Origin of the sequence: Nostoc sp. (assembly GCF_036917415.1) — a bacterium.
In the GTDB taxonomy this organism is placed as follows: Bacteria; Cyanobacteriota; Cyanobacteriia; order Cyanobacteriales; family Nostocaceae; genus Nostoc.
On sequence record NZ_JBALDJ010000080.1, the window covers coordinates 31,830 to 42,976 of the forward strand.

Here is an 11,147-nt window from a genome sequence, read left to right on the forward strand (position 1 = left end):
GTTGAGAAAATACTTAAATTATCCTGTGACTTTGAGGAACCATAATTACCTGAGAAAATGCTGAGAATTCACTAAATTTTCTCAAGGGATAAATTCATGAAAATAGTGGCTTAGTTTCAATCAGCTCTCACTGGCAACTGAGATGCTTGGGATGTTCAGGATAAAACAAAGAAGAGAAGTAACAAATGAAACTCGCACCCTTTCTTACAAGTGTAGCTTTGGTTGGTTTTTTCACAGTTTGGGACGTACCATTAAAGGCGATCAATCCGTCATTAGTGCAGGCATCAGCAGCTGAAGAAATGTCTGTAGCACAAAAACTAGACTTGCTTACTAAGAGTAAGGGTCAAATTGGTAGTGGCGATCAACTGCGTCGTTTCTTTTTTGGTGACTTGGAACCAATCGGTATCCAGGTAGGTGGTGCAGGTCATGTAGTTAATCTTTATAATAAAGCTAATGATGTCACATTCGCTTACTGTTCGCATTACGATGTGATTGTTGCCATTAAAAAAGGTAAGGTAACTAAATTTGAACCCAGCGAAGTTAAGTAATAATAAATCCACTTTCTAATTAATATTTTGCTGAAACTAGAGGAGCAATTTGATTGCATCTAGGTTGCAATATATGGAGAAAAGCCCGGAGTAGCGGAAACGTCTCCGGCTTTATGCTGTGCGTTTACACTTTAGTAAAAGTCTGATTTATTCTTCTTCAAAAAGTTATTAAGTTTCTAGAATACTCAGGTTAAAGGAAAACAGTAATATATGAAAAACTATTTTTAATTTTACTATTGAACTTTTATTTAATTATTCTTGCCCCAATTATTTTAAAGTGAGTAGACTAAAAGCGATCGCCTGCGAAGATAAATTATTTAATAGCTATTAAATTAGTCAACTTCTGCCTGTACTAATACCTTTGTCAAATGTATTAATTAACTGTGGTATTTTATCTAGTAAAATTCTCTTTCTTTGTGAAACTCTACAAAATCAGATTTGGCAAGACAAAAGGATTGAGTAAATTGCTCCATGCAACTTAGAAGTAATCGGTAGCGGTTTCACAAGGAGAAAGCCTACTTATATATTACTTTACCCCAATGTGCTTTTTTTGTTGAAACAATGGAAGAAGTATATCAGCGAGTGAAAACACTCAGCAACTATTAAACCTTAACCAAGATGTTATTAAACCTTAACATTAGTCAAATATAGTGCTGTTAAGATAACTTCAAATACAATTTACAACTTTAAGTTTTGACTTTTAATGGGCAAATTAAAGATGCTTAACTCTCGGATCATTGTAATCTAGTTTGGGAATAATGGGTTCCAAAAACATATCTGGAAGTGTAATTTGATGTAGGTTTGAGATTTATACTCCCGACATCAAGTTCTCACATATCCTACTTTCAGAAATTGAGTAAATAGTAATTACAAAAATCTTGAGTTAAGTTGTCTTAGCTTGTTTAAAGTCAAAAGTTTAGTAGTATTTCAGTTTTGCAAATTTCTCTGCTATATAAGCAAAGTAAGATAACGCAGACTAATCTTAAATCTCAACCTGGGAAGGTTAGTTTTGTTTGTGTCGTACAAGCTTTTAGTCAGATAGCAATACGCTGTGTTTGAAGTGTTCTCAAAAGTTTTACAGTTTGAATAAGGGGAAAATTCTTATGGCTCTTTACGGCTATACCATTGGAGAGGATCGTGACTCAAACGCTAGTAATGGCAAGCAACTTGATGTTTACCGCTTTTTGATCCCTTCTGCACCTACAGGTTCTATTACTCCTACAAAAGTAGGTACAATCGATATTGCAGGTACTGTTACTAACGCAGATCTAGAAGGTTTGGCAACTAACCCTACTACCGGAAACGTAATTGCAGTTAACGAAGCACGGGCCACTAATCCTCCAAATCCAATTGATCCAGTTGTTATTGTCGCTAATGTAGATCAGAAGTCCATAACCTCACCAACACATACACCATCTGACTTACATCGTTTTGGATTTGAGTCAGGTGCTGACTTTAGTAAGCAACAAAATGCTCTGTACAACATTTCAGGAAATAAAACTGCTAATCTTGGTGGAGAACCAGTAGGAAGCTCACTTTATAAAATTACTACAGGTAACCCTGGAACTATTAGCCTTGTAGACGGCTTTGGCCCAGCTACTACTGCTGCACAAAGACAAGGAACTCAACCTACCAACCCTGGAAAATTTGCCGATGGATTAGCTATCGACAATCTTAATCCTGGTAAGACTCGCGCTTTTGCTAGCGATTTCCATACCTCTGATGGAAATGGGAACAATCTTTACAAAGTTGATCTGCTCACTGGTGAGCTATCTGCGCCGATTGCTCTGAGAACTCCTTCAGGGCAACCTCTGAATGTCAACGCAGATTCTGATTTGTCATTTACTAACTTCGGTTCTCAAAGATTGATCGGTTGGTTGGAAACTGGCGCTGTCTATGAGATCACAGGTTACCAAGATGAACTTGCTGCATCAGGTTTAACTTTAGGTAGTGCCACAGGTTCTAATGGCGCTGGCTTTGCAACCGCCACCTTACTTGGTAACGTTACTTTACCAAATGCTTTGGCAACAACACCTGTTCAGTATGAAGGCTTTACGATTGCTAATAAATAACAGTCGTTAAGATGCTCTTTCTTCAACTCTTGTAAAAACTACTTTTACAAGAGTTGAAGAACGGATCTAAAGATAAAAAATTTTATTTGCCAAACTACCTGTACTTTTTGTCAAGACTAACTGGATTTTTATTTTGAAATTTATCAAAACAGAATACATACGTCAGTTTTAATAACAAGTTCAATTTGGCACTTATAAACTAGTTAATACTTGTAAAGAAAATTAAGTTTGAGTGATGGTTGTGCGTAGCGCAACCGTACATCTTGTTGTGGGCGATCGCTTACCCATTTCCGCAATATGAAAGCTAAATTATCATTGAGTTTACTTAAGTTATGTTGCAGAATTGGATATACTTCCTGATTTTGATAAGTCGCTCTTAATAAATCAATTAGGAAGTCTTGCTCTTGGTTAGCAGCTTCGTTTGGCATAGCTAAATCCCTGACAATATATCTTTTAGGTTAGTATTCCCAAGTTTTCATGCTATCTAACAATTAAAGTGGCGTGATCCAATAGGTAGTACCTCGAATAGCTTGTTTTTTAAAACCAAATAAAGGTAAATTCTCTTCAGATAAACCTACATAAGTCCAATGTGGAACATCGTTTTCTACAGTTTGAAACCAACCATTTTGATTAAGAGCTTTTCTCTGTTCTTTATTACCTATGCGTAAATCAATTGCTAATCCCCAAAGATGTTGTGAAGTTCCGGGAGGTGCAACTAAACCGAGAATTTTTGTTTCTTTACCTTGTTGAACTTTTGCTAAAACTTGATTATTAGCATATTTATTCCAAAATTTTAAATTAGTGTTGAAAGTACGAGTACAATCACCAGAGCCATAACCAGATTTTAACGGAATCTGTTGCTGAGTTCGTGCTTTATTTAAAGCATCAGCCGCAGGTTTTTGTAAAAAACAGTCGTTAGTACCATCAATATGACCCATTGTTAAAGTAGCTTGAAACTCTTGGGTTTCTTGTTCATTAGCAAAGATATCTTTTTGCGGCAATTTAATCCCAACATCTGGATTTACGAATACTGCGCCATAGCTTCGCAGCAAAGTATATTCATAAGTACCAGGCTGGGGAATTGTGGGTAATTTTCTAGCGATCGCAGATAAAAAACGCTGTTGAGCATTTAATTTTGGATCTGGAAGAAATGGTTCTGATATTGTATTTTTAGAGATATCTATACAAGGTAATGAATCATTACTCAAGCATCTTTGTAATGGTTGAGCAGTCATAGCAACTTTATGGTGGGTAATCTCATTGCTAGCTACTAATACAAAAATCATCAATATAACTATACTGATGAAACTTGTCTTTCTAATAAATCTAGTAATATTTTTTTGATTTCTGAGGGTGAGTTTCATTTTAAATAATTGCTGAATAATTCCAGAATAAAATTAAGAAAATTTTGAAAAATATCTATCATTGGTGACTTAAAATTGCAGATTATTTATCGCTGTTAAACTATAGGTTTATCCAAATAGTAGAAAATGTCTCACATATACTAATTATGAATTCATTTGTACTAATTGCTAACGATATGAACAATAGCTGCAATCGACAAACCGGAACCTTGTCACAAATTTTAAAAAAGATGAGATTTTTTACTTCCTACTAAAGTTAAAAAATAGAACCTTGCCTTTAATTGAGTACTAGTAAGTTTGATAACTTGTTTATCAGAAAGTTACATCCATGAAACCACTGGAACAGTTAAAATTGAAAAGAACTCTAAGCTTGCCGATCCTGTAAGTATGACCATGCACAATTCCGTTGAATTCCAAGACGCTTTTGATGTCATAGTCGTCGGTGCAGGTCACTCCGGTTGCGAAGCAGCTCTCGCCTCTGCACGCCTCGGTTGTCGTACCCTGCTATTGACGCTCAACTTGGATAAAATCGCTTGGCAACCTTGTAACCCAGCAGTAGGTGGCCCGGCGAAATCTCAGTTGACTCATGAGGTAGATGCACTCGGCGGCGAAATTGGTAAAGTGGCAGACCGTACCTACCTGCAAAAACGTATCCTCAACTCTTCACGGGGGCCTGCTGTTTGGGCATTACGTGCCCAGACTGATAAGCGCGAATATGCAGCTGTGATGAAAAATATTGTCGAGAACCAAGAAAACTTGACAATCCGCGAAAGTATGGCAACAGATTTGGTGCTGGGCGCTAACGGTGAAGTCATTGGCGTTGAAACTTATTTTGGTGTGGGGTTCCAATGTAAAGCAGTCATCTTAACAACTGGCACCTTCCTGGGAGGCAAAATTTGGGTTGGTAACAAATCAATGCCAGCTGGACGGGCTGGAGAATTTGCAGCTGAAGGATTGACACAAACCCTAAATCGCCTGGGATTTGAAACCGGCAGACTTAAAACTGGAACTCCAGCACGGGTAGACAAGCGATCGGTAGATTATAGTAAAATGCTCATCCAGCCAGGGGATGAAGATGTGCGCTGGTTTAGCTTTGACCCAGATGCGTGGGTAGAACGGGAACAGATGCCTTGCTACATCACCCGCACAACTGCTGAAACCCATCGCCTGATTCAGGAAAATTTACACCTGTCGCCAGTTTATGGTGGTTGGGTGGAAGCCAAAGGGCCGCGCTATTGTCCCAGTATTGAAGATAAGATTGTCCGCTTTGCCGATAAGGAAAGCCATCAAATCTTTATTGAACCGGAAGGAAGAGATATACCCGAACTTTATATCCAAGGGTTTTCTACAGGATTGCCAGAAAATTTGCAACTGCAAATGTTGCGGACTCTCCCCGGTTTGGAAAAATGTGTGATGCTACGTCCAGCTTATGCTGTGGAATATGACTATTTACCAGCAACTCAGTGTTACCCCACACTAATGACTAAGAAAATTGCGGGGCTGTTTTGTGCTGGGCAAATTAACGGCACCACAGGTTATGAAGAAGCTGCTGCTCAAGGGCTGGTGGCAGGAATTAACGCCGCTCGATTTGTTCGTTCTCAAGAAATGATTGTGTTTGCCCGCGAGCAAAGTTACATTGGAACGCTAGTTGATGATCTGTGTACAAAAGACCTGCGAGAACCTTACCGAATGCTTACTAGTAGGTCAGAGTACCGATTGCTATTGCGTTCTGACAATGCCGACCAACGCCTGACACCCTTGGGACGAGAGATTGGTTTAATCGACGATCGCCGCTGGGATATGTTTACCAAAAAACAGGGTAATATCACCACAGAAAAACAAAGATTGCAAACCACACGAGTTAAAGAACATGATGAAATTGGAATAGCGATCGCATCTGATACCCAACAAGCAATTAAAGGTTCAATTACCCTCAATGACTTATTGCGCCGTCCGGGATTGCATTACGTTGACCTCGACAGGTTTGGACTGGGAAACCCCAACCTCAACCGGGCCGAGAAAGAAGGCGCAGAAATTGACATCAAGTATTCTGGCTATCTTGCTAGGCAACAAAATCAGATTGACCAAATTGCCCGCCAAGCGCACCGCCAGTTACCTGGGGATTTAGACTACACAACAATTGATACTCTTTCTAAAGAGGCACGGGAAAAGCTGACCCACGTAAAACCACTTACCCTTGGTCAAGCTGCACGTATAGGTGGTGTAAACCCAGCGGATATTAACGCCTTATTATTATATCTAGAATTGCGTAGAACCAAGAGCCAGTCAGAGTTTCCAGCGTTAGCTTAATACAAGCTTGATAAAGACTGAGTATAGTAGTAGGGAGAGAGATTGGTATGATAGATGACATAAAGATTAGTAGTGGCATCATCAACAATCCCCAGATGAAAGTTGGGTTTAATACCAACACTCAATCAACTTATCTCAATTAAGATGGAGGATTGGATGTTTCATTATTCAGGAGGCAGGAGGCAGGAGTAACCCATGCGTAACTGCATAGGATTGGAGCAAGACCGGAGGCAAAGCGGCTCCACGTTTTGTATCTCGCTCAACACGTCTCAATACAATTTCTCTTTTTCAACCGGGTAATCACTCAGGACTGAAGTTTTTATTCATACTTCTTTCCTTCAGTAAGAACTGCCCTCTACCTGCTGCCTCCTCTGATAATCCTAATTTCCAGGCAGTAGGGGTGGCGTTTCCTCGTCCAAGCAACAACCCAGAACGTCTATGTTACAAGAAGCCAGCACCCGTCTCATAGTACCAGAACCATCAGAAGATTTAATCACCAACGAGCCTTGGTCGATAGAAAACTATGCTGATGGCCTAATGGATGAACTCTTTGCCGATATCGACTACATTCTGGATGCTAGTGGTAATCTGCCTTCTCAAACTGTTAGGGACAGTAGTCAGAACAGATCGAGCCACTCTGTTGCTGGAGTTTCCGCCCAAGCTCAACGCCAATCGCCTCCAGAATCCGTGCTGCAAACAGTTACCATACCACAGATTATCTTACCAAACACACTGAACCAAGCAGTACAGTCAGTTGCTCAAGATAACCACAAGCAATTGAGTACCGTTATATTTGATCCCGCTACTGTTAAACCAGTTAGTAGAAAGCGTCAGAAAACTAGTCCGGTTTTGGGCAAACTGCTGATTGTAGCAACAACTTTAGGCGTGGCGATCGCTAGTACGATCTACTTGGTGCAGTCTGGAGTCGTATATCTTTTAAATACCAAATTGCCCGAATCAGCGCTAATAGTGCCGCAACCGCAGTCACAGTTGCCCGTAAAACCAGAAATTGAAGCAGAATTAGTTGACTATATGCTCCAAGCACTGGCTGTTATAGATAAGCAAGGAGCAAAAAGCAATCAAAAATCTTTCAATCCAGGATTCTCCAGTCAGGCAAATACTAACCAAATATCCCTTGGCCGCGAGCAAGCAACTGCTAATCTACCAGCACTTCCACTTCTAGCAAACAATACACCACCAGCCCCCAACCGTTCTGGAAGTGTTGTTGAGCGCATCTATGTCCCTGTTTATCAAGCGCCATCGCCAATGCGCTACGCCCTTCCAGCCATTCCTGGGACTCCCACACTTTTACCACAAGTTGCCAGTGTATTGCAGCGATCTCAACCTAATGTTGTGAAAACTGCCCTGAATACAGTGCGACAAGCTGCCAAACCTGTAACTGTTAATATGTTAGCTGCCGCTGTCCGATCCGAACTCAAACCTGTGGCAGCCAAAACTGCACCCATTACGGTGCGCCAAACACCCAAGCCTCTGCCTGCATTACCAGTAGTTCCATTACGCGCTGCACTCGCCCCAGAGTCAGAACCAACTATTACCCAGGAACAAGTATATCCGCCAACTGCGATCGCAGAAGCTCCGAGTAATACCTTAGAGGGATTGCTAGAGTTGGGCAACAAATCTGCCGCTCTGTTTAAAATTGATGGCGTGACTCGCCGCATCAATATGGGTGAAGGTATCGGCTCCAGTGGTTGGACACTAGTAGATGTCAGTAATGGCGAAGCAGTCATCCGACGTAATGGCGAAGTGCGATCGATTTATGCAGGACAGAAACTATAAATGTTTTAACCCTCTGCCTGGTTGAGGAGAGTTTAGAGATTAAATTTATCTATCACCATTAATAGTACTGCGACCAGCAATAATTATTGATTGAAATAATTTGATTACGTCAAATATTCCTTTATCTCTGTCTTATATCAAGTCCGGTTAATCACTTATGATTACCGGACCTGTGCAAAAATCGGAAAAGTCTCTTTCCCCCTGCTCCCTGCTCCCTGCTCCCTGTTACGCATTCGCCTACACTCTTATTAACCAAAATGCGTAGGCGTAGCCCGTCGTAGACATCACTATGTCAATAAAAAAGTAAGTATCTACTGTAAATCTAGCGGTTTGCAGTTGAGTCCAATACAGACCTAACCCCCAACCCCTTCCCTACTAGTGTTGGGGAGTAAGATTCAAAGCCTTTCTCCTAAGAGGAGAGAGGAATGGAAGTGAGGTCAAAACTGTACTGCACTCAAACGAGAACCGCCATAGCGGGAGATTTTGTCTAATTATCTCATAAAGCAGTGGAAATACCACACAGTTTCATCAAAAGTAGAAAATCAGGTTGATGGTGAAGAGTTGGAAGATAGTATTGAATTTCCCTATCTAAAGATGGTTCACAGAAATAAATTTCAATGTTAAAACTATAATTTGTGTTTATTATAGTTGCGCTACGGTGACTATTTGCAAACCTACATCTTGCCCATATCTTGCTTCAGCAAGATATATTTAGCTAAAAAAGTTAGTTTGCTAATTGATGTAATCCTTAAACTTTACCAATATGAAACAACCTAACTATTTTAAAAATAATTCTAAAAATTCTTTAAGAGAAAAATATCATCTTTACAAAGGTGAAAAGCTGAACTGGCTTCAAGTAACTCTTCGGCTTGAAAGGTCAATTATCTCTATCATTCTTCCTTGGGTAATTTTTTGTACTATATATGGTACTTTCATATCATTTTTAGCGCATTTAGGATTACCAATAGCATTTTCAGATTCCAGCAATATTCTTACCAATGCTGTTTTAAGTTTTAATATTGGCTTTACATTACTATTAGTGTTTCGGACGAATACAGCCCATGATAGATTTTGGGAAGGTCGTCAATTATGGGGAGCTTTAGTTAATACATCGCGTAACTTAACTCGTGGAATTTCGATAATCGTTAAAGAGAAGACACCACAAGATAAATTAGAAAAAGAGGCAATGCTTCGATTAGTAACTGCTTTTGCAGTTGCAATGAAGTTACATCTCAGATCAGTGCCTTTAGACACTCAGTTGGCATCATTAATGTCTGAAAAACAATATTTACAACTCCAAGAGACTAACCATCCTGCACTACAAATTGCTTATTGGCTAGGAGATTATTTGCAGCATCAGCATGACCGAAATTGTCTAAATGTCTATCAACTAACTACTCTGCATAACTGTGTAGATGATTTAGTAGATATTTTAGGTGGTTGCGAACGCATTTTAAAAACGCCGCTGCCTTTAATATATACTATTAAACTCAGACAACTGTTATTAATTTTTTGTCTTATATTACCTTTAGAAATTGTGAGCTTTTTAAATTGGTGGACTGGTATAGTAATGGCTTTTGTAAGTTTTACATTATTAAGTATTGAACAAATTGGCTCAGAAATTGAAGAACCTTTTGGGTTTGATCCTAATGACTTACCTTTAAATACTATTTGCAATACAATCTCAAACAATGTAGAAGAATTAATCAGTCTTGCTTCTAACAATGTTCGTTATTATTAAATCTATAAACCAATACGCTTGGGTTAGCGCCAAAAACTTTAAACTGCGTAGGTTGGGGAGCCACTGCGCCCTTGCGGTTTCCCGACTTGTACCCCTCCGGGGAAGCAAGCTACGCGCAGCGTCTCTGACAGGAGAAGCAAGTGGCGGTTGAGGAACGTAGCTTGCTTCTTGAAGGGTAAACCAACATTTTCGGTGGTTTCTTGGGTTTCACTTCCCTACGGGACGCTACGCGAACGTTCAACCCAACCTACGGTTATCCTGAACCCAAGCGTATTGATCTATAAACAAGTTGTACCAAATAAATTTCTGATCAGAACGAGAGATTTTTCCTTTATTAAACATAGAAAATACTTGGCTGAAAAATGCAATCGCTTAATAAATAGTTCGCCAAGCTTTTACTGTCTCTTTACCAATTTCGCTATCAACAGTTTGACCTCCTTCTAAGACTAGTCTGATATCTAAGTTCTCATTTGGAGCATTTTTCAAAGCAGTGGCTAATTCTTTACTGACAGCAAATGTGCCAGTTGAACCGTCTAATTGAAAAACTTTTTTTTTGACCTTGAGCAAAAGCTTATCGACTTTTTTTGTCGTGACAAATCTAAAATAGTCAGGTCTGGGATACACACGACCTGCTGTGTAGAAAGAAGACCTTGCTTGATCCGAATTTACTGTTACGAGTACTCGAATGCTCGAAGGAGTCCACAAACTAATAACTTGCTTTGAACCCTCACGGTACAAGTGACCACCTAAAGAATTGCGATCGAAAACTCCAACAAACTCCCCTTCAAAGGGGTCAACAATTCTTACGGCTTTCGACCAAGGCACATCCATATCGGGGGACAGTCCAGCTGATTTGACCATTGGCAAATCGCTTGATGCTTGGGCAAGGCTACCTATCTCTTGAACAGTGAAAGCAGTACAAAGTTGAGGGGAAATTACAGCCAAGCTAGCCCCAAAAAGAAGAACTGGAATCGTTTGCGATAACTTGATCATAAGTCAGGGGTATAATCTTCAAATGGTTCTTACTGCAAAATGGTTTGCCTTACTTCAACTGGTTCACCCGTCAAACTAAAAGGAAGTTAATAACACAATAGCAATGCTTTTAGCCTAAACTTTAACTTTAATGCTCAATAAATGCTCAAGTGAGCCATTTTAAGTAACTATACATTAATTTTGAGTATAAAACAATACTCAAAATTAATGCTCAATATATGCTCACACATCCATTATCTCTCAAATACTCCAATAACTTGTCTAATAACAAATCGCTCCTTACTGTACAAGCATTCCAACTATTTTTGTCTTTACGGCATCT

General features: G+C 39.6%; 8 protein-coding genes. 5 read left to right on the top strand and 3 right to left on the bottom strand.

Features of this window, described 5'->3' with window-relative positions; genetic code table 11:
- The first annotated feature begins 185 nt into the window (after positions 1 to 185).
- Complete coding sequence (locus tag V7K41_RS17290; protein WP_334850041.1) at positions 186 to 548, top strand: hypothetical protein; 363 nt, start codon at positions 186 to 188, stop codon at positions 546 to 548.
- Positions 549 to 1,651: 1,103 nt separating this feature from the next.
- On the top strand, positions 1,652 to 2,620 hold the full coding sequence (locus V7K41_RS17295; RefSeq protein WP_334850043.1) for a water stress protein WSP1: 969 nt from the start codon (positions 1,652 to 1,654) through the stop codon (positions 2,618 to 2,620).
- Between the two features lie 203 nt (positions 2,621 to 2,823).
- On the opposite strand, the gene V7K41_RS17300 is transcribed toward V7K41_RS17295, so the two are convergent.
- Together V7K41_RS17300 and V7K41_RS17305 are read right to left on the bottom strand one after the other, a co-directional pair.
- Positions 2,824 to 3,048: a hypothetical protein gene (locus V7K41_RS17300; protein ID WP_334850045.1), complete on the bottom strand. Its 225-nt coding sequence runs from the start codon at positions 3,046 to 3,048 to the stop codon at positions 2,824 to 2,826.
- Between the two features lie 63 nt (positions 3,049 to 3,111).
- Entirely contained in the window at positions 3,112 to 3,984 is an 873-nt protein-coding gene (locus V7K41_RS17305; protein WP_334850047.1) for a D-alanyl-D-alanine carboxypeptidase family protein, read from the bottom strand.
- Positions 3,985 to 4,371: 387 nt separating this feature from the next.
- Between V7K41_RS17305 and mnmG the strand changes: the two genes are divergently transcribed.
- The 3 genes from mnmG (at position 4,372) to V7K41_RS17320 (ending at position 9,832) form a co-directional block, all read left to right on the top strand.
- Entirely contained in the window at positions 4,372 to 6,294 is a 1,923-nt protein-coding gene (gene mnmG / locus V7K41_RS17310; RefSeq protein WP_334850054.1) for a tRNA uridine-5-carboxymethylaminomethyl(34) synthesis enzyme MnmG, read from the top strand.
- A 438-nt stretch (positions 6,295 to 6,732) separates the two neighbouring features.
- Positions 6,733 to 8,091, top strand: a complete 1,359-nt coding sequence (locus tag V7K41_RS17315; RefSeq protein WP_334850049.1) for a hypothetical protein — start codon at positions 6,733 to 6,735, stop codon at positions 8,089 to 8,091.
- Positions 8,092 to 8,854: 763 nt separating this feature from the next.
- Entirely contained in the window at positions 8,855 to 9,832 is a 978-nt protein-coding gene (locus V7K41_RS17320; RefSeq protein WP_334850051.1) for a bestrophin family protein, read from the top strand.
- Positions 9,833 to 10,204: 372 nt separating this feature from the next.
- Here the strand turns inward: V7K41_RS17320 and V7K41_RS17325 are convergent, their stop codons facing one another.
- The gene (locus V7K41_RS17325) at positions 10,205 to 10,825 is read right to left on the bottom strand and encodes a hypothetical protein (RefSeq protein ID WP_334850053.1); all 621 of its coding nucleotides are present in this window, start codon (positions 10,823 to 10,825) and stop codon (positions 10,205 to 10,207) included.
- Positions 10,826 to 11,147: the final 322 nt, after the last annotated feature.

Excerpts from the sequence above, each read along its gene's own strand:
- V7K41_RS17300 (WP_334850045.1), bottom strand. The coding sequence starts at position 3,048 with ATGCCAAACGAAGCTGCTAACCAAGAGCAAGACTTCCTAATTGATTTA.
- V7K41_RS17305 (WP_334850047.1), bottom strand. The coding sequence starts at position 3,984 with ATGAAACTCACCCTCAGAAATCAAAAAAATATTACTAGATTTATTAGA.
- V7K41_RS17325 (WP_334850053.1), bottom strand. The coding sequence starts at position 10,825 with ATGATCAAGTTATCGCAAACGATTCCAGTTCTTCTTTTTGGGGCTAGC.
- V7K41_RS17320 (WP_334850051.1), top strand. The coding sequence starts at position 8,855 with ATGAAACAACCTAACTATTTTAAAAATAATTCTAAAAATTCTTTAAGA.
- V7K41_RS17290 (WP_334850041.1), top strand. The coding sequence starts at position 186 with ATGAAACTCGCACCCTTTCTTACAAGTGTAGCTTTGGTTGGTTTTTTC.
- V7K41_RS17295 (WP_334850043.1), top strand. The coding sequence starts at position 1,652 with ATGGCTCTTTACGGCTATACCATTGGAGAGGATCGTGACTCAAACGCT.
- V7K41_RS17315 (WP_334850049.1), top strand. The coding sequence starts at position 6,733 with ATGTTACAAGAAGCCAGCACCCGTCTCATAGTACCAGAACCATCAGAA.
- mnmG (WP_334850054.1), top strand. The coding sequence starts at position 4,372 with ATGACCATGCACAATTCCGTTGAATTCCAAGACGCTTTTGATGTCATA.